The 19146-nt window shown below is 42.9% G+C and carries 16 protein-coding genes; 14 read left to right on the forward strand and 2 right to left on the reverse strand.

Annotated elements, in window-relative coordinates:
• Positions 1–62 precede the first annotated feature (62 nt).
• The 7 genes from BA70_RS08225 to BA70_RS08255 all read left to right on the forward strand — a co-directional run bounded on the left by BA70_RS08225 (position 63) and on the right by BA70_RS08255 (position 7913).
• Positions 63–1679: a YceG family protein gene (locus tag BA70_RS08225; RefSeq protein ID WP_034320599.1), complete on the forward strand. Its 1617-nt coding sequence runs from the start codon at positions 63–65 to the stop codon at positions 1677–1679.
• Positions 1680–1693: 14 nt separating this feature from the next.
• A complete protein-coding gene (locus tag BA70_RS08230) occupies positions 1694–2788 on the forward strand; it encodes a toxic anion resistance protein (protein ID WP_034320601.1) in 1095 nt (364 codons plus the stop codon).
• 399 nt (positions 2789–3187) lie between these two features.
• Positions 3188–4453, forward strand: coding sequence for a glycine/proline betaine ABC transporter ATP-binding protein OpuAA (opuAA, locus tag BA70_RS08235; protein WP_034320604.1), 1266 nt, complete (start codon positions 3188–3190; stop codon positions 4451–4453).
• Positions 4454–4463: 10 nt separating this feature from the next.
• Complete coding sequence (opuAB, locus tag BA70_RS08240; RefSeq protein ID WP_034320771.1) at positions 4464–5309, forward strand: glycine/proline betaine ABC transporter permease subunit OpuAB; 846 nt, start codon at positions 4464–4466, stop codon at positions 5307–5309.
• Positions 5309–6190 (forward strand): glycine betaine ABC transporter substrate-binding protein, encoded by an 882-nt coding sequence (locus tag BA70_RS08245; RefSeq protein ID WP_034320606.1) that lies wholly within the window; start codon positions 5309–5311, stop codon positions 6188–6190. Before opuAB ends, BA70_RS08245 begins: the two co-directional genes overlap by 1 nt.
• A gap of 111 nt (positions 6191–6301) precedes the next feature.
• On the forward strand, positions 6302–7054 hold the full coding sequence (locus tag BA70_RS08250; RefSeq protein ID WP_239646643.1) for an alpha/beta fold hydrolase: 753 nt from the start codon (positions 6302–6304) through the stop codon (positions 7052–7054).
• Between the two features lie 136 nt (positions 7055–7190).
• On the forward strand, positions 7191–7913 hold the full coding sequence (locus BA70_RS08255) for an SDR family oxidoreductase (protein WP_034320612.1): 723 nt from the start codon (positions 7191–7193) through the stop codon (positions 7911–7913).
• Positions 7914–7969: 56 nt separating this feature from the next.
• On the opposite strand, the gene BA70_RS08260 is transcribed toward BA70_RS08255, so the two are convergent.
• Positions 7970–9097 (reverse strand): M20 peptidase aminoacylase family protein, encoded by a 1128-nt coding sequence (locus BA70_RS08260; protein WP_034320614.1) that lies wholly within the window; start codon positions 9095–9097, stop codon positions 7970–7972.
• Positions 9098–9250: 153 nt separating this feature from the next.
• Between BA70_RS08260 and BA70_RS08265 the strand changes: the two genes are divergently transcribed.
• From BA70_RS08265 to BA70_RS08275, 3 genes are all read left to right on the forward strand, one after another.
• Positions 9251–10681, forward strand: a complete 1431-nt coding sequence (locus tag BA70_RS08265; protein ID WP_034320617.1) for a YfcC family protein — start codon at positions 9251–9253, stop codon at positions 10679–10681.
• 217 nt (positions 10682–10898) lie between these two features.
• On the forward strand, positions 10899–11846 hold the full coding sequence (locus tag BA70_RS08270; protein ID WP_034320620.1) for an L-lactate dehydrogenase: 948 nt from the start codon (positions 10899–10901) through the stop codon (positions 11844–11846).
• A gap of 43 nt (positions 11847–11889) precedes the next feature.
• Positions 11890–13512: an L-lactate permease gene (locus BA70_RS08275; RefSeq protein ID WP_034320623.1), complete on the forward strand. Its 1623-nt coding sequence runs from the start codon at positions 11890–11892 to the stop codon at positions 13510–13512.
• Between the two features lie 52 nt (positions 13513–13564).
• Here BA70_RS08275 and BA70_RS08280 read toward each other — a convergent pair whose 3' ends face one another.
• The gene (locus tag BA70_RS08280) at positions 13565–14554 is read right to left on the reverse strand and encodes a LacI family DNA-binding transcriptional regulator (protein ID WP_034320625.1); all 990 of its coding nucleotides are present in this window, start codon (positions 14552–14554) and stop codon (positions 13565–13567) included.
• A 109-nt stretch (positions 14555–14663) separates the two neighbouring features.
• Between BA70_RS08280 and BA70_RS08285 the strand changes: the two genes are divergently transcribed.
• From BA70_RS08285 to BA70_RS08300, 4 genes are read left to right on the forward strand one after another with little or no spacing between them, the layout of a single operon-like run.
• A complete protein-coding gene (locus BA70_RS08285) occupies positions 14664–15989 on the forward strand; it encodes a DegT/DnrJ/EryC1/StrS family aminotransferase (protein ID WP_034320628.1) in 1326 nt (441 codons plus the stop codon).
• Positions 15964–16830, forward strand: a complete 867-nt coding sequence (locus BA70_RS08290; RefSeq protein ID WP_034320631.1) for an HAD-IIB family hydrolase — start codon at positions 15964–15966, stop codon at positions 16828–16830. Before BA70_RS08285 ends, BA70_RS08290 begins: the two co-directional genes overlap by 26 nt.
• On the forward strand, positions 16827–17873 hold the full coding sequence (locus BA70_RS08295) for a Gfo/Idh/MocA family protein (protein WP_034320633.1): 1047 nt from the start codon (positions 16827–16829) through the stop codon (positions 17871–17873). The genes BA70_RS08290 and BA70_RS08295 overlap by 4 nt, the downstream gene beginning before the upstream one ends.
• A gap of 52 nt (positions 17874–17925) precedes the next feature.
• Positions 17926–19113, forward strand: coding sequence for an MFS transporter (locus tag BA70_RS08300; protein WP_034320636.1), 1188 nt, complete (start codon positions 17926–17928; stop codon positions 19111–19113).
• Positions 19114–19146 lie beyond the last annotated feature (33 nt).

Raw genomic sequence — 19146 nt, forward strand, 5'->3', positions numbered from 1 at the left:
GAAGGCTGAATGATATGATAGTAGTAGCATTCGAGAAAATCTAGGAGAAAGGAAGGAGCGGCGTGAGTTATAAAGAAATCAATGTTACCCATACACGGGCGGATCAGGAAGCCTGGAAAAACGTGCTGAAAAAGCCGCTCCCTGAACGAGATGGCTATATAAAGGACGAGCATACGTTATCCTTGCCGCGTCTCGCCGCCCGGGTCCTTGGAACTCCGCATGATGCAACCGATTATTTTATTTATTTACATGAATTATTTGAAACAGATGGCATGCATATTTTAAGTGAAACACTCAATCGCCATATTGAGCCGGAGCATTTTCAAGCTCTCCAACGGATTCATTTAATTAACCAAGAAGAAAAGGGATTGTCCGTGAATCGCTTTGTGGCTTTTTTAGATGGCGAACAGCTGATTGTACGCCATCCAAATCCTGTGATGAACCGGCATATCCGCCTTTCTTTGATCAAGGTGTTTGAGCATTTCAAACAGCTACATGAGGGCGGATTTCAGCATCCCGATTTTCGCCGCGTCCTACTAGATGTGGTGAAGTTTTCAAATAACCATCTAGGACCATGGCTGAAGGAAGTAAATGTAGAAGAAAAAATGCCGGCAGTCATTTGGTATGGAGAGGCGAATAAAAGTCAGCTTTATTTTCTTTATTATGTCATGCTGATTGGCTGTGATGTTGTGTTATTTCATCCAGAAGGCAAGGATCCGTTCCGCGAATTAGATCCAGAAGAAAAGCTGACTTTTATTGATCAGTATCCGGGGACTTCAAAGCTTGAACCGTTCCCTACTGAAAAGCCTGAGAGGAAATCCACGGTGGCGTACCGCTCAACAAGAGAGCTTGAAGAGGTGCTTTACACAGAAGATTCAATGCTGTATAAGCCGTGGCAATTCAGAGATCATACACCTCATTCCATTACGTTAAAGACAACGTATGACGAGCTGTTTTTAATTGCAAAGGAACGATCTTTTATCCGCCCTAATTTCAAAGCAGACCGGGACACGATACAGATTCCGAATCTTTTTGCGAAAATGATGGGGGTCACGCGAGACAAGCGTGAATACTGGGATCGTATCCACACATTAATGGAGGGGAAAGAGACAAAGATCATTCGCCATTTCCCTTTTACGAAAGAAGTGTCTTCGAATTATCAATTTCATTATCAGCATGCACTTTCTCCTGCGGGAGAGATTGATCCTGAATTACTAATGAAAAGCAATGTGTGGCAGTTTTCTCATTTATATGAGGGCACACAGCGTGCGATGGCAGAGGCGATATCTCGAATCTGTCAGCATCCGAAGCTATTAAAAGAAGGCCAAGAGACCGAATTAGATGTTCGTATTTATTTATTCAAGCAGGTTCTGCATATTAGCCAGGATCTCATTGAACTCATTCAAACCTTTGATTATGCACAAACCGTACCGAAAGTGATTTTATACCATACGGAATACAATGGTGAGCTGACTCGTTCTGATGCGGCTGCCCTGATTTTTCTGAATGAAATGGGTGTGGATCTCTTCGTGTATCATTCGGCGGGATATCAGTGTATAGAGCGGTATATAGATGACCAATTATTTGATATACATTGGCTCGATGAAATGGTCATGAACCAAGAGTTTAAAGAGCCGTCCATCGTCAGAAAGTTATTTCAATCCATTAAAAACCGATAAGGAGATCAAAGCTTATGACAAATACAAACGGAAATGACATCATTTCAATTGATAAAGAGGAAATCAACATTGAGAAGGCAGACGACATTCGCGTTCAGCTTCGAAATGAACCAGAAGTACAGAACATTGCGAGACAGATTGATGCGAAAAATCAGCTGGAGCTGCTTGAATACGGAAAGCAGCCTGCTGTCGAAATCTCTAAGTTCTCTGACCGTATCCTTTCCATGATGCGTTCAACAAGCGTTACAGACTCAGGGACGATGCTTACGCAGCTTGGAAAGATTATGGATCGTTTTGATAAAAATGATTTTGATGAACCAAAGGGTGGTTTATTGTCAAAAATCTTTAAGCGTGGCGGCGGCATGATTGAAAAGATTTTCAGTAAATATCAAACTCTCGGTGCAGAAATTGAAAAAATCAATGTGGAAATCAGTAAATATAAAGACGAAATGACCAAATCGACTGTGACGCTTGAAGAAATGTACGAGCATAACATTCAATACTATATGGAGCTTGAAAAGTATGTCGTAGCAGGTCAAATGAAAATCGAAGAACTAAAGCAATTGGTTCCTTCTTATGAAGAAAAAGCGGCTAGTGGAAACCAGCTGGCACAAATGGAGCTGGATACGCTTCGTAATGGTATTCAAGCGCTTGAAGAGCGTGTATATGACCTTGATATGGCACGGATGGTGGCTCTCCAAACGGCACCGCAAATCCGTTTACTGCAGCGTGGTAATACGAAATTGATCGGAAAAATCAACTCTGCCTTCATCATCACCATTCCAATATTCAAAAATGGAATCATTCAAGCTGTCACAGCGAAGAGACAAAAGCTTGTGGCTGATTCAATGAGTGAGCTGGACAGAAGAACAAATGAAATGCTGAAGCGAAATGCTGAAAATATCTCTAGTCAAAGTGTTGAGATTGCCAAGTTATCCGGACGTCCAAGTATCGACATTGAAACGATCGAATCCTCCTTTAATACGATTGTACAAGGGATGAAAGAGACGAAGCAGATCGAAGAGGAAAACAAACGATTACGCGAAGATGGAACAAAACGTATGCTTGAGCTTCAAGATAATATTAAGCGGGCTGCCCTAGAGTCCTAAAAAAATAAGCTGTCTGTAACAAAAGTTGCAGGCAGTTTTTTATTCATTTGATTAAAATTTGAGAGAAAAGGTTTTTACGTGACCATTTTCGGGTAAATCCTGTTCAGAGGAATGGTTCACCCATGAATGAAAAAGTCCGGTGTCATGAGCATTCGACTTATTTTTTAGCATAATTAGGAATTTCCAGTAAAATATTGTCTGATGAGAGAAAATACCCCGTAAAATATGTAGTTTATGAAGCATTCTATAGGATTTAAGAGTAATACGGCGTATAAACTCTAATCACCAGACCTCTATATGGAATTCATACATATTGTGCGGAAATAAGCGAATTCTAAAGATTGTTCGCATCATAACGCTTATGTTACGGTTATAAAGATGCTAATTTGGAGGGAAAATATGAATTCTGAAGAGAGAAATATCAAAATCAAGATAAATAATGTATCTAAAATTTTCGGTAAAAATGCTAAAAAAGCATCTCAAATGCTTGAAAAAGGGAAAACAAAAAGAGATATCCTTAAGGAGACCGGCGCAACTGTTGGTGTCAATCGAGCAAATTTTGATGTTTATGACGGCGAGATATTTGTCATCATGGGGCTATCAGGGAGCGGAAAGTCCACACTTGTGAGGCTGCTAAATAGGTTAATCGAACCAACCTCCGGAGAAATATATATTGATGGGGATATGATAACAAATATGTCAAAGGATCAATTGCGTGAAGTGAGACGGAAAAAGATCAGCATGGTCTTCCAAAACTTCGCATTGTTCCCGCATCGTACAATTCTTGAGAACACAGAGTACGGACTTGAATTGCAAGGTGTAGAGAAAGAAGAGCGCCGATCTAAAGCGCTTGAATCTTTAAAGCTTGTTGGACTTGAAGGCTTTGAAGAGCAGTACCCAAATCAATTAAGTGGTGGGATGCAGCAGCGTGTTGGATTGGCACGTGCACTAGCAAATGACCCTGACATTTTATTAATGGATGAAGCATTCAGTGCACTAGATCCATTAATTCGTAAAGATATGCAGGACGAATTGCTTGAGCTTCATACGTCTGTAGGAAAAACGATTATTTTCATTACCCATGATCTAGATGAAGCGCTTCGCATTGGCGATCGCATTGTTCTCATGAAGGATGGAAATATTGTTCAAATTGGGACACCAGAAGAGATTTTGATGACCCCTTCTAACGAATATGTTGAACGTTTCGTTGAAGATGTGGATCTTTCTAAAGTATTAACCGCTGGTCATATTATGAAACGTGCAGAAACAGTTCAGATCGACAAAGGGGCACGTGTTGCGCTCACGCTCATGAAGAACCTTGGAATTTCGTCTATCTATGCAGTGGATAAGAAAAAGCATTTATTAGGTGTCATTTCTGCACAAGCAGCGAAAAAAGCGGCAGAAGCGGGCGCGTCACTTGAAACGGTTCTTGATAAAGAATTCACGACGGTATTGGAATCGACGTATTTGACAGAGATCTTTGATGCGGTGTCTGATGCGGCAAACATTCCAATTGCAGTTGTAGATGAGAAAAACAGAATGAAGGGTATTGTGGTCAGAGGTGCATTGATTGGTGCATTATCAGGTAATGATGAGTATATCAACATGTCTGACAACCCAGAAGAAACCAAAGCACAAGAGCCTTCTGCACAGGAGGTAGAATAAGATGTTTAGTATGAGTGATTTACCTAGAATTCCGTTCGCGGATTATATCGATCGATTTGTTGACTGGTTAACATTAACCTTTGGTGGTTTCTTTGATGGGATCACAAATGGATTAGCAGGAACGGTTAATGGGATTGTCGCAGTACTTGGCGTGATTCCATCCATTATTTTAACACTTATCTTTGCCGGAATTGCTTGGTGGATCAGCACAAGAGGAGTTGCTCTTTTCACACTTATTGGATTTTTGCTGATCGACTACTTAGGCTACTGGCAGCCAATGCTTCAAACTCTTGCACTCGTTCTGACAGCTGTGGCCATTTCCATCGTGATCGGGGTTCCGATCGGTATTTGGGCATCACAGAAGGAAACTGTGCGTAAAGTTGTGACACCTATTTTAGATTTAATGCAGACAATGCCTGCGTTCGTCTATCTATTACCAGCGATCTTCTTCTTTAACATTGGAGTTGTTCCTGGGGTTGTGGCATCGGTTATTTTCTCCATGCCGCCAACGATTCGTATGACGATTCTTGGAATTAAACAAGTACCAGCAGATTTAATTGAAGCGACAGAAGCGTTTGGTTCAACGACATTCCAGCGTTTATTCAAAGTTCAGCTTCCGCTTGCAACAAAAACCATCCTAGCAGGGATTAACCAAAGTATCATGCTTGCCCTATCAATGGTCGTTATTGCGGCAATGGTAGGTGCGCCAGGACTTGGTTCTGAAGTATACAGTGCTGTGACACAGCTGAAAACAGGTATTGGTTTTGAGGCTGGTATCGCCATTGTCATTGTTGCAATTACACTGGATCGTATTACACAAAACATTAAAACGAAAAAAACCAGGGGGAATGCTTAATGTGGAAAAAGTCTCTCTACATTGGGATGACCGCCCTGCTCGTCTTTTTACTAGCCGCTTGTGGTGCACAATCAGATTCAAATTCGAGTGCAGCACAGCAGGTCAATAAAACCATTATCGGGATTGATCCGGGTTCAGGTATTATGGCTCTAACGGATCAAGCGAAAAAGGATTACGGCTTAGAGGATTGGACGGTTGTGTCTGCATCAAGTGCAGCCATGACAGCGACGTTGAAGAAATCTTATGATCGTAAAAAGCCAATCATCATTACTGGCTGGAATCCTCACTGGATGTTTACCCGCTATGATTTAAAATATTTAGATGATCCAAAGAAATCTTACGGTGAAGCGGAAGAAATTCATACCATTTCACGTAAAGGATTTGCAAAGGATCAGCCGGAAGCTGCCAAAATGCTTAGTCAGTTTAAATGGTCTCAAGATGACATGGGCGAAGTCATGATTGATATCCAAGATGGTACCAAACCAAAGGATGCTGCCCTTAAATATGTGAAAAAGCATAAAGATCAAGTGGCTAAATGGACAAAAGGCGTGAAAAAGTCAAATGGTGACAAGGTCAATCTTGCCTACGTTGCGTGGGATAGTGAGATTGCAAGTACCAATGTTGCAGCAGAAGTATTGCGTGAACTTGGTTTTAAAGTGACCTTGACTCAGGTTGAAGCAGGTCCAATGTGGACAGCAATTGCAACTGGAAGTGCTGATGCATCATTATCTGCTTGGCTGCCAAATACGCATAAAACGTATGCAGCGAAGTTTAAAGGAAAATATGATGATCTCGGTACAAGCATGAAGGGTCTTCGAATGGGTCTAGTTGTTCCGACTTATATGAAGAACGTGAATTCCATTGAGGATTTGAAAAAATAGCCAATGATGTGATCGTTCCCTTATAATAGAAGGGAGCATATGGAAAAAGCAGTCTGCTCAAAAAGCGGCTGCTTTTTTTTATACATAAGGATGGTGGAAGAGTTGTCGATGATGGATAAGCCAATCATGATTTTCCTGCATGGCGGAGGAGTAAGCAGCTGGATGTGGCAGGAACAGATCGAAGCATTTAAAGAAGGATATGATTGCTATACCCCTGATCTCATCGGTCACGGGACAAGAGCAAATGAACAGTCGTTTTCTATGAGAGAAAGCGCCCGTGAGATCATCTCATGGATTGAGGAGCATGCGCACGGCCGTACAGTCATTCTCGTTGGATTCTCTCTAGGTGCACAGATTGCCGTTGATGTGTTATCGAGAGAGCCAGACATCGTAGACATAGCAGTGATCAATAGCGCCCTTGTGATGCCATTGCCGTGGCTCTATTTGATGGTGAAGCCCATTTTACCTCTTACGTACCCGTTATTAAAGAAAGATTGGTTTATCCAGCTCCAAGCTGAAAAGATGGGAATTCCAACTCATGTACTGGAACATTATGCGGCTGATTCGAAACATTTGCAAAAGGGAACCCTTCATACAATGTTTCAAGAAAACCTTCATTACAAGCTCCCAGACACGTTTCAGCAAGCGAAAGCACGGATTCTTGTGACAGTGGGAGAAAAAGAAAGAGGCATCATGAAACGGTCAGCGAAAAAAATAACGAATGCACATCCAAAGGCAGCAGGATTCATCGTTCCAGACATTGGACATACGTTTACTTTTGAAAGGAAAGACCTCTTTACTGAAATGATCAAATGCTTTGTAGAGGCGCGTGAGTTACCAGCAGAATTAAAAGAAATCAGGTAGTCATGCTATGAGGAAGTGAAGACAGGCATAAAAGGGGCAACTGTGTCTTAGAACTTGTATGATATAGGTATAAAACGCTTACAGCTGAGCTGTTGTACGACTGGAAGCTCGTGAGCCATAGAAGGAGGAGCTAATAATGAGTAAAAACTATATCATATTCGGTGCAAGTCAAGGATTAGGGGATGCTTTTGTGAAAGGTCTTCCTTCAAGTGGAGATACAGTTTGGATTGTGTCGCGAAGTGAACCAAGCAGTTTGAATATAGATGACGGAGTACATAGAATGTGGCTGAAAATCGATTTATTAAGCCAAACACATATCCCTTTTATGCTCGAAGCATTGGAGAACAAGACCATTGATGTACTGATTTATAACGTGGGTTTATGGGAGAAACGAGGCTTTGAAGACGATTATTCTTTCGATCAGGACCAGCCAGAGGATATCGCTCATTTAATCAATGTGAATGTTACCTCAACCATTACATACATCCAAGCATTGCTTCCGCATGTAAGGAAATCTGAGAATGGAAAAATCATCGTGATTGGCTCGACTGCGGGACTCGACCATACGAACCTACCACAGGTTTCCTTTGTAGCGTCTAAATTTGGATTGCGTGGGATCGTGAATGCACTTAGAGAGCATGTGAGAAAGGATAAAATATCCGTCACCTGTATCAATCCAGGAGAGCTGGCGGCGGAAGTCCCATATGAAGATGGAGCGGAAAAAGCCATCACCCTATATGATGAAACGAGAATACCTGTACAAGATATTGTAGAGCTTGCGAGATGCGTGATTCATTTATCAAGGGTATCCTGTGTGAAAGAAATCAACGTCCCAGCGATGACAGATTTGAATGCTTAAATGATCGTGATCAAATAAACCACCCGCTTTAAGAAAAGACGGGTGGCTTTTTTATTTTACGATGAATGCTGCTGAAGCGTTTTGTATACAGCCTCAGTCAAAATCTCAATGCCGGTAAAGATAGCAGAGCGATCGAATGTCATATAAGGATGATGAAGCCCTGGCTTTAAATCACAGCCTAATCCGAGCATCGTGGATTTGATATGCGGGACTTCTGCTGCATAAAAGTGAAAATCTTCTCCGCCTGTTGTCACGATCGGTGGATCGAGATGTTCTTTGCCTAAAACGTGTTCAATCGCATCAGACATGATCAGGACGGCATCCTCATTTAATGTCGCAGCAGGCAAACGATGATCTGTTGAAAGTGTAATAGAAGCGCCAAAGGCGTCCGCTACAGAATGACATGCTCTTTCAATTTCCTTTTCTAGTTCATCCATCACTTCGTTTGTTTGTGCCCGCACATCTAATGTAAAAGAAGCCTTTCCAGGTATGATGTTCGAGCTGCCGCCGCCTGCATTCAAATTGGTCATTTTCACAGAATGTGCTACTCTTGGATCGACATGTATATGCGCTAGTCTTTGCACGAGGGTAGCAGCGACTTCAATGACGTTGATACCGAGGTGTGGGCGTGCACCGTGCGCTTCCTCTCCAATAATTGTCCCGATGTAATGATTACTGGACCCGTGTAAAATCGCTGGAGCGCAGCGTCCGTTTAATGTTTCTTGAATTGGGCGCACGTGCACTCCGTATAAGTAATCGACATCTGCTAACACACCTTTTTCAATCATCTTCAGAGCGCCGCCGCCTCTTTCTTCAGCTGGCTGAAAAATGAACCGGATCGTGCCGTTCGGTCGTTCTTTTTCCTTTAATGCCATGAAGGTGCCGAGCGCCATCGTCATGTGCGCATCGTGGCCACATGAATGATTGGCTTGAAACTCACCATCTACTTCCTGCCAAAGTGCGTCAATATCGGCTCTCACAGCGACCACTGGTACGCCTTCTCCAATTTCACCGATCACCCCTGTACAGTCTTCAAATGTTCGTGTCTTGCAGCCCATTTTCTTTAATATGTCTTCGATATAAGCAGTTGTATTCGTCTCTTCCCAGCTTATTTCTGGGTGGGCATGCAGGTGTTCAAAGATGTCTGTCACGGTTTGTTTCATTTCGTTTGTCAAAGTTGTCATGCGAAGCCTCCTTGTTGACAGCTAATCTGCCAAAACATTCTTTTAGTGAAATAATATTGATCTTAAATATCATCAGTGTTTATAATATAACACATCATTTGATTATTCAGAATATTAAGTGAAATTTCGATCGGGACAAAGGGGTTTTGACTGATGAAAACAGCGACAGTATCAGCACCTAAGAAACAAAAACGAACACTTCAAATGCCGGATGCCTATGTGCTCTTATTTATGATTGCACTAATTTGTACCATTGCAACATATTTTGTACCAGCGGGAGAGTTTGACCGAAAGACATCTGGGGAGATCACAACAGCCGTTCCTGGCAGCTATCACCGCATTGATCAATCACCAGTGAGTGCGGTTGGCTTTTTCACGGCCATTCAAGAAGGAATGGTGGGGTCATCTTCTATTATTTTTCTGATTTTATTTACTGGCGGAACCATTGCAATCTTGGAGAAGACAGGTGCAATTAACGGGATGATTCACCATGTCATCAGCCGTTTTCAAACGAAGCAATTATTGTTCATTTGTATTGTTGGAGGACTATTTTCGGTGCTTGGGACGACCGGAATTGTCGTGAACTCTGTCATTGGCTTTATTCCGATCGGCATCATTGTGGCACGGTCCTTGAAGTGGGACGCTGTGGCGGGAGCGGCGGTCATTTACATCGGCTGTTATGCCGGATTTAACGCAACGATTTTATCCCCATCTCCATTAGGTTTGTCTCAAACGATTGCAGAACTGCCGATCTTTTCTGGTATTGGCCTTCGTGTCATTATTTATCTTTGCTTTCTTATTTCTAGTATTGTGTACATCTACTTATATACAAGACGCCTGAAGAATAAAGAAAAGGGAAGCCTTCTTGGGGGTGAGTGGTTTCCTGCTAAGGGGCTTGGAGGAGCTGAAGCGGAATCAGTGGACAAGCCTGCCTTTACCAGCAGACATAAGCTGATTTTAGTGGTGTGTGGTTTGTCGCTTGGAGGCTTTTTATATGGCGCGCTTCAGCTTGGCTGGACCGATAAGGAAATGGCGGGTGTGTTTATTTTTATGGCGATCGCTGCTGGACTGCTCGGCGGATTAGCAGCCAATGATATTGCGAAAACGTTTATTGTTGGCTGTCAAAGCCTTGTATACGGTGCACTTATTGTCGGGATGGCGCGCTGCATTTCAGTCATTCTAGAAAACGGTAAATTGCTTGATACAGTGGTCAATGGTTTGGCGAGTATGCTAACAGGATTTAGTCCAATTGCTGGTGCGATCGGGATGTATATTGCAAGTGCGCTTCTTCATTTTTTGATTTCATCAGGGTCCGGAGAAGCTGTTGTCTTTATTCCGATTCTTGCGCCGCTGGCTGATTTAATGGGCATCACTAGACAAGTAGCTGTAGAAGCGGTCATGCTCGGTGAAGGAGTAGTCAACTGTATCAATCCTACTTCAGGTGTGTTGATGGCTGTGCTTGCTGCAAGTGGTATTCCTTATGTGAAGTGGCTGCGTTTTATGGTGCCGCTTGCGCTCATTTGGTTTGTCATCGGTCTTGTGTTTATCTGTATCGGAGTAATGATCAACTGGGGACCTTATTAAATATGTATCACGCTGCCGAAGAGAGTTTGGCAGCTTTTTTCTTATGGAAATATGTATGGAGACAGCGGTTTGAAACCACAATAAGTGTGTTCACAAATTCGCTACATATTTTTTTAAAGCAACCCCCTTGCAAAAGTTTGTGAAGTATTGCACAATAAGAATGTGAAATACTTCACAAACAAAAAGCAACCTAGTTTTACTTAGGAGGATGAGATAAATGACAAACGAAAAAGTAAACAAAGTAGCACTTATTGGAGCAGGTTTCGTCGGCAGTAGTTATGCCTTTACATTAATAAATCAAGCGATCACAGATGAATTGGTTGTGATTGATCTGAATCAAGACAAAGCAATGGGTGACGTAATGGATTTAAACCACGGGAAAGCATTTGCCCCGCATCCTGTGAATACGTGGTTTGGAGATTATGAGGATTGTCAGGATGCAGATATTGTGTGTATCTGTGCTGGAGCGAACCAAAAACCAGGTGAAACAAGACTTGATCTTGTTGAGAAAAATTTAAATATCTTTAAAGGCATTGTAGACAATGTGATGAAAAGCGGATTCGATGGCATTTTCTTAGTTGCCACAAACCCTGTTGATATTTTGACATATGCAACTTGGAAATTCAGTGGACTTCCAAAAGAACGAGTGATTGGTAGTGGGACCACTCTTGATACCGCAAGATTTAGATACATGCTAAGTGAGTATTTTGAAGCAGCGGCACACAACGTGCATGCGTACATCATTGGAGAGCATGGTGATACAGAGCTTGCTGTTTGGAGTCATGCGAATATCGGGAGTGTACCGATTACAGAATTAATGAAGAGAAATGATCAATACAAACAAGAAGATTTGGATGAAATCATGGAAAATGTGCGTCACGCCGCTTATCAAATCATTGAGAAAAAAGGTGCCACTTACTACGGCGTCGCGATGAGTTTAGCCCGCATCACAAGAGCGATCTTGCACAATGAAAACAGCATTTTGACTGTCAGCACTTATTTAGATGGAGAGTATGGAGCAGAAGATGTCTACATTGGTGTACCTGCCCTTGTGAACAGAAATGGTGCAACAGAAATTATGGAGCTTGCACTGAACGAGACGGAAAAAGAAAAGTTCGCACACAGTGTGAATGTGTTAAAAGAGATTTTGGCTCCTCATTTTTAATCAATCAAAGGCAACCTATCTGAGCAGAAAAGGATGAATCACTATGTGGCAGCAAATATATGATCCGTTTGGTAATGAATTCGTGAGTGCATTGGTCGCAATGCTTCCAATCTTGTTTTTCCTACTTGCTTTAACTGTATTTAAGTTAAAAGGTGTTTTAGCCGCTTGTTTTACCTTAATCGTCAGTTTTGTGACAGCTGTTTTCTTCTTTCATATGCCAATTGAGAAGGCACTATCTGCTGTACTGCTCGGTATATCTAATGGGCTTTGGCCGATTGGATATATCGTCATCATGGCCGTATGGCTCTATAAAATTGCTGTGAAATCTGGGAAATTTGATGTCATTCGTTCTAGTATTGCTGGAATCTCTCAAGATCAACGTCTTCAGCTCTTATTAATTGGTTTTAGTTTTAACGCATTTTTAGAGGGAGCAGCTGGGTTTGGGGTACCGATTGCGATCAGTGCCGCCCTTTTAACAGAGCTTGGATTTAAACCACTGAAAGCCGCAATGCTCTGTTTAATTGCCAATGCTGCGTCTGGCGCGTTTGGTGCAGTGGGCATCCCAGTCATTACAGGGGCGCAAATGGGCAATATGACGCCGCTCGCTTTATCTCAAACCCTTGTGTATACGATCCCATTTATTTCTTTCTGTATCCCGTTTCTACTCATTCTGATTGTAGACGGCTTCAAAGGGATCAAAGAAACGCTGCCAGCCTTGCTTGTTGTCAGTGGAAGCTATGCGATTTTGCAAGCTGTGACGATGGTGACGATGGGCCCTGAGCTTGCCAACATTATTTCAGCCTTAGCAAGTATGGGAATTTTGGCTTTATTTCTTCGGAAATGGCAGCCAAAACACATTTATCGTGAAGAAGGAGCGCCAGCCATTGAACAAAAACAAACGTATCGCGGAGTTGAAATCCTGAAAGCATGGTCTCCGTTCTATATTTTAACTGCCGTTATTACTGTATGGAGTCTGCCAGCATTTAAAGCATTGTTTGCTGTAGGAGGACCACTCAACTGGACGACGATTTTAGTGAAAATGCCGTTTCTACATCAGCAAATTGTGAAATTACCACCAATTGCACAAACAGAAACACCCATTGATGCGATCTTTAAAATAGATGTCATTAGTGCAACAGGTACTGCTATTTTAATTGCGGTCATGCTGACAGGATTGTTTAGCAGACATATTAGGTTAACAGAAGGCGCTGCCTGTTTAAAAGCAGCGGTGAAGGAGCTGTGGGTACCTGTTCTCACCATTTGTTTTGTCATGGGCTTTGCCAACTTGGCAAACTTTGCCGGACTTAGCTCTGCAATTGGTCTTGCGCTTGCCAAAACAGGCGATTTGTTCCCGCTTGTCAGCCCGGTGCTTGGCTGGATCGGCGTGTTTATTACGGGGTCTGTCGTGAGTAACAATGCATTATTCGGTAACCTTCAAGCGGTCACTGCTTCTCAAATCGGATCACAGGCAGGTTTGTTAATCGGGGCGAATACGACCGGTGGTGTCATGGCGAAGTTAATTTCTCCACAATCAATCGCCATCGCTACAGCAGCCGTTGGAGAAACAGGTAAAGAATCTGAGCTATTCAAAAAGACAGTGAAGTACAGCTTCATCTTGCTTGCCATCGTGTGTATATGGACATTCATTCTTGCTCAATTTGTATAGGTTCATAGATAGGTTTTAAAAAAGACTGAGATGGCTCTCAGTCTTATTTTGTTTATGTAGATTCTCTTGTCACGAGCCGAGTAGGCAGTTGGATATGATCACGCTGTAATGGTTTTTGGTCTTGCAGAAGCTGAATCATTTGCTGCACAGACCGCTGACCAAGTTCTACGATCGGGATGTCAATGGTGGTGATCGTTGGAGCCGTCACCTCGCAAATGTCTTGGTTGTCATAGCCGATAACCGCTAGATCCTCGGGGATTTGATAACCATATGAAATGGCCCGTTTAATGAGTCCTGCTGCGACTTGATCATTGCCGGTAAAAATGGCATCAGGTGTATCCGGCATGCCATGGATCAAATCCATTAAGCGAAAGCCGTCTTCAATGGTAAAGGCCTCCCCAAACAGCCAATCTTCATTTAGCGGCAAACCGTGAGCAGAAAGCGCATCCAGATAGCCCTTTCTTCTTTGTTTCTGTGCCTCACTACTTTCTGTATCAAAGCAAAATCCAATCGATTTACGCCCTGACCGAATCAAATAATCAACAGCCTTATAGGCGGCTTCGCGCTCATCGTATCCAATAATCGGGATGTCTGCTGTTTGATGATATTCATTTGCCATGACAATGGGGCCGTTTGATAAAAATGGCTCGATCTTTTCCCACTTATTTTCTAATGCCCCCAATATGACGCCATCTACTTCTTTTCTTTTTAATAATTGAAGCCCTTCAAGCTCTAGTGATTCTTGGTAAAACGTCTGGAGCACGATAGCTTTATACCCTTGATCCAGTGCTTCCTTTGAAATGCCTTTAATCAATTGTGCAAAAAAAGGATGGTCCACAGCCGGGACAGACACAGCAATGGTCTTTGTCTGATGTGAACGAAGGGTGCGAGCCGCTGAACTCGGTGTATACTCCATTTCCTTCATCACCTGTAAAATGTGCTGACGCTTTTCCTCTGACACATATGGATGATGATTCAGCACCCTGGAAACAGTGGTGGTTGAAACCCCGCAGCGCTTGGCAATTTCATAAATTGTACACATATTAACAAATCCTTTACACAAAGTTATTGTTCTGAAATCGATAACATCATTTACAATGTGAAACAAGTTAAATATTAACAAATGGAATTGATTAATTGGAGGGAATGGAATGCAAATATTGACGAAGGTATCAGGTAAAAGCAAGGATTATCTACCTTTGCTGGATATGATCAATCAAGGTGTTCAAGTAAAGTCTGATTCAGTAGAAAAGCATCTAGCGAATGAAAAGCTGGTGACGTTCCTTGAACAAGATATTGAGCACACAGGTTTGGAAAAAATTCTCTTCCATTATAAACAAAATAAGGAAAAAAAGATACCGTTCCTGCCAGTTGATAAACTGATTTCAGAGGATGAGATCGATGATATTATGCAGGTACTGAAAGAAGTATTGAATTCTGGCCGTTTTACTTCAGGGCCATATATTCCACGTTTTGAAAAAGCGCTCGCTGAGTATTTAGGGAAAAAATATGTCATTGCCACATCAAGTGGGACAGATGCCCTCATGATCAGCCTCATATCAGCAGGCGTCCATCCAGGAGACGAGGTCATTCTGCCAGCCAATAGCTTTGCTGCAACAGAAAATGCAGTGCTTGCTATTGGGGCTGTTCCAGTCTATGCCGATATTGACCCAGACACCTACTGCCTGGCACCGAGTGAAATAGAGAAGCATATCACGGATAAGACGGTATGCATTCTGCCGGTTCATTTATATGGAAAGCAAGCGGATATGGAGGCCATTTCGGCGATTGCGAAGCAGCATGGTCTAAAAATCATTGAAGATGGCTGTCAGGCGATTGGCAGCAGCGGCCTTGGGGCATTTGGAGATGGACTTGTTCTCAGCTTTAACCCATACAAAAACCTTGGAGTCTGCGGAAAGGCAGGAGCCATTGCCACAAATGATGAAGCCTTAGCCGAAAAATGCATGGAGATCAGCTATCATGGGTTTGAAGTAGGAAAGAAAAATGTCAAACGCAGTGACTACGGCTTTAATTCCAAGATTGATAACTTGCAGGCAGCGATCGGACTAGAACGGATGAAGTATTTAAGTTTGCAAAACTTTAAGCGTTTTTACTTAGCAAAGCGATACATTGATCAGCTACAAACGCTTGAGGATGAAGGAACCATCAAGCTTCCGAAGCTGACAGATGATCATGTATGGCACCTATTTCCTATCAGGGTGATCAAAGGAGATCGAGATGAGCTGGCGGAGCAATTGCTAGAGCTTGGCATTGAGACTGATGTCTATTACCCAATTCTATCGCATCAGCATCAAACAAATCTTGTCTCCCAAAAATATAAACAAACGACGCTTCCGCATACGGAAAAAGCAGCACAGCAGTTGCTCCATTTGCCGCTTTACCCGGGAATGCCGCTGCAAGATCAGGAGAAAGTCATCGAGGGGGTCCATCATGTTATCAAATCTTCCTTTCAGTAAAAAGCTGCTGAATCAGCCGGAAAACCCGCAGTGGATCGTCTTCTGTGACTTTGATGAAACCTATTATTCTCACGGAATGACAGAGAAGCAGAGAGAGGATGTAAAGCAGCTGGAAGCATTTGTGGCAGAAAAGAGCGAAGCAGGACAGCTCATACTGGGCTGGGTGACGGGGAGCAGTCTCGATTCTGTCACGAGCAAAATGGAAAAAGGTGGCTTCAGTCAATTTCCGCATTTCATTGCGTCGAACTTAGGGACTGAGATTGTATATACGTCGGATGCTCATTTTGGACAGCCAGATGCGGAATGGATGAAACGGCTGGATGCGCAGGGCTTTTCAGATGAAAAAATCGAAGATATCCTGCAAACCGTACGTGAAAAGGGGATTACCCTCAGGCCGCAAACACAGCTGGGCAGCTCAGGATATAAGAAAAATTTCTATTATCAGGAGCAGGATGAACGGACAGATCTTCATCATCTCTCGTTCATACAAACACTTGCCAAAGAGCGGGGTGTGGCGGTAAATATCAACAAATGCAACCCGCTCGCAGGAGATCCTGCGGATTGCTATGATGTCGACTTTTTACCAGTCGGGACAGGGAAGGATGAAATTGTCCGCTTTATGCTGAGTCAATATGATCTATCAATAGACCAAGGCTTTGCCTTTGGTGATAGTGGGAACGATTTGCGTATGCTTCAATCCGTCACGCACGGGTTTCTCGTCCAAAATGCGACGGCCGAGGCCAAACGGCACCATCACCAAATTTGTCATCATGGGTATGCAAAAGGAATCTACGAAACACTGAAAACAGTGATGTATAAACATGAGGAGGCACATTCATGAAGAAAATTGGAATTGTTGGAGCAGGGAATATTGCAAAAGCACATGCAAGAGCTTTATCAACGATCAAAGGTGCAGAATTATCCGGCGTCTATGATTTGCACGAATCAGTAGCACAGGGATTCATTAAACAGTACGGCGGACGGGTGTATTCAAGTATCGATACGCTAGCCGATGCATCTGATGGGTTGATTATTGCTTCCCCTAACTTTTGTCACAAGGACCATGCCCTTCAGGCGCTAAGAGCGGGACAGCCGATTTTATGTGAAAAACCGATGGCTGTCTCGTTGAAAGAAGCGAAGGAAATGGTGGAGACAGCCAAACAGTTCCAGGTTCAGGCCGGTATGGGCTTTAACTATCGTTACTTATCCTTTGTGAATATTTTGAAGAACTTGATTGCCAATGGTGAATTGGGCCGAATTTTAACGGTTAGAACTCATTTTAAGAAAAATAGTGCCCTCAGAAGAAAGACATTTTCATGGAGAGACAGCGGCGAGAGTCTTCGAACAAGCGGTGCACTAGGGGATCTTGGCATTCATTTGTTTGATATGCTGTGGTACTTATTTGGCAGTGGAATGAAAAAAGAATCTCTTAACACGAAGATGCTGACACATGTAAAGGAAAAAGAAGAGAAAAAGGTAGAGGTGGATGATCATACCGAAATTTTTGGGCAAATGGAGAATCAAGTGTTCTTTCATTTGGTGACGTCCAAAAGCTCGCAGCCTGAGGAATGCGGATTTAGTGTAGAAGTGATTGGCCATGACAAGGTATTCAAATACCATACGAACATGAAAAACGAATATGAGATCACTGATGGCTTAAGTGTAGAACGTCATCAAATGCCGCAAACCCTGCTGACTGATCCGCCAAATGAATTTTATGGATGGTCCGATACGTTTCGTGATCAACTAATGCATTGGGTGAATACAGATCCATACCCATCTCATATGAAGGTGGCTGATTTTGAAGATGGGTTTCGCGCGCAGGCTGCGTTAAATACATGCTTCGAGAGGGAAGAGGCTGTCGTCTCTGCCCAGGCATATTAAAGAGGTGGAGCGGAGAATTTCAACTCCGCTCCTTTTTAGAGGAAGTGAAAAGATGAAAAAGGTGTTTTATTTTGGCTGTGTCTTTTATTTTTTTATTGGGACCATTCATGTGTTTTTTGGAAGCTTAACTCCTTATTTGCTGTCTAGTTATGATAAGGGTCCCGGGGAATTATCTTCTTTAATCTTTTTTCAGTTTATTGGTTTTTTGACAGGTGTTCTTTTATCCCCCATTCTTGTGAGAAAAAAAGGCTATGGCGCTGTTTTGACCATGGGACTGCTGCTCATGATCGGTTCACTTCTCCTTGGGCTTTTGGTGCCAGGCTGGACGACGCTTGTGCTGGCAGGTTTTTTTCTTGGGAGCGGTGCGGGCAGTCTTGAGACAACAGCGGGGGCGTATGTGATTTCAATGGCAAACAGTGCAAAGCGAATTAGCATCATGGAAGTCTTTTTTGGATTAGGTGCACTGCTATTCCCTCTTTTGATTCTGCTGACCGTCACAGAACAGACGTGGCATTATGTGTTTTTATTCCAGGTGGGTGCGCTGACATTTTTCCTCATGCTCTGGCTTGTCTTTATGAGTAAATTGCCTCGTGGGCAGATGGCTGCTCCTTCTCAAGAGAAGAAGAAACCGTCTTTACTTGTTGATCGCAGCAATCGAATGATTGTCGTGCTCATGATATGCTTTGCTTTTTTCTACGCAGGAATTGAAACGAACTTTGCGAACTTTTTGCCGTCGATCATGCTGGAAAAAGGGGGAGACAATTGGGGTCTCTTTGCTGTCTCCACTTTTTGGACGGCGATTGTCATCGGCAGAACCGTGATCGCGAGAAAAGCAGATCAGCTGCAGCCGCTGCGTTTTTTAAAGCTAAGTGCGGCTCTCATGATCCTGCTGCTCGTTGTATTTGCACTGACAACCCACATAGCCGCACAGCTGATTCTCATCTTTTTCATTGGTTTGTGCGCAGCTGGCATGTTTCCAATCGCGCTGACTGCCTCTGCATTAATGATTGAAAATGCTATCGACGAAGCAACGAGTTATTTTATTGCTGCTGCGAGTTTAGGTGGAGCCTGCTTGTCCTTTTTCATTGGATTTAGTCTTGAATGGGCAGGAGCGACAAGTGCCATCTTTGTTTTCGCCTTCTTAGCCGTTCTTCTGTTTGCAGCTGCGATTCAAATGAATCGCTCCAGAAAAAAAGAAACGGCTCTTCCGCAGCAGTCAGCGCTGAAAGCAGATCGGTAAGCAGCTTATCCAATTTGATCGTCCTTTTTTTTA

The sequence above is a fragment of the Bacillus zhangzhouensis genome (assembly GCF_000715205.1).
In the GTDB taxonomy this organism is placed as follows: domain Bacteria; phylum Bacillota; class Bacilli; order Bacillales; family Bacillaceae; genus Bacillus; species Bacillus zhangzhouensis.

Bases quoted from the DNA above. Each gene is read 5' to 3' on its own strand.
- BA70_RS08230 (WP_034320601.1), top strand. From the start codon at position 1,694: ATGACAAATACAAACGGAAATGACATCATTTCAATTGATAAAGAGGAA.
- opuAA (WP_034320604.1), top strand. From the start codon at position 3,188: ATGAATTCTGAAGAGAGAAATATCAAAATCAAGATAAATAATGTATCT.
- opuAB (WP_034320771.1), top strand. From the start codon at position 4,464: ATGAGTGATTTACCTAGAATTCCGTTCGCGGATTATATCGATCGATTT.
- BA70_RS08245 (WP_034320606.1), top strand. From the start codon at position 5,309: ATGTGGAAAAAGTCTCTCTACATTGGGATGACCGCCCTGCTCGTCTTT.
- BA70_RS08250 (WP_239646643.1), top strand. From the start codon at position 6,302: ATGGATAAGCCAATCATGATTTTCCTGCATGGCGGAGGAGTAAGCAGC.
- BA70_RS08255 (WP_034320612.1), top strand. From the start codon at position 7,191: ATGAGTAAAAACTATATCATATTCGGTGCAAGTCAAGGATTAGGGGAT.
- BA70_RS08260 (WP_034320614.1), bottom strand. From the start codon at position 9,097: ATGACAACTTTGACAAACGAAATGAAACAAACCGTGACAGACATCTTT.
- BA70_RS08265 (WP_034320617.1), top strand. From the start codon at position 9,251: ATGAAAACAGCGACAGTATCAGCACCTAAGAAACAAAAACGAACACTT.
- BA70_RS08270 (WP_034320620.1), top strand. From the start codon at position 10,899: ATGACAAACGAAAAAGTAAACAAAGTAGCACTTATTGGAGCAGGTTTC.
- BA70_RS08275 (WP_034320623.1), top strand. From the start codon at position 11,890: ATGTGGCAGCAAATATATGATCCGTTTGGTAATGAATTCGTGAGTGCA.
- BA70_RS08280 (WP_034320625.1), bottom strand. From the start codon at position 14,554: ATGTGTACAATTTATGAAATTGCCAAGCGCTGCGGGGTTTCAACCACC.
- BA70_RS08285 (WP_034320628.1), top strand. From the start codon at position 14,664: ATGCAAATATTGACGAAGGTATCAGGTAAAAGCAAGGATTATCTACCT.
- BA70_RS08290 (WP_034320631.1), top strand. From the start codon at position 15,964: ATGTTATCAAATCTTCCTTTCAGTAAAAAGCTGCTGAATCAGCCGGAA.
- BA70_RS08295 (WP_034320633.1), top strand. From the start codon at position 16,827: ATGAAGAAAATTGGAATTGTTGGAGCAGGGAATATTGCAAAAGCACAT.
- BA70_RS08300 (WP_034320636.1), top strand. From the start codon at position 17,926: ATGAAAAAGGTGTTTTATTTTGGCTGTGTCTTTTATTTTTTTATTGGG.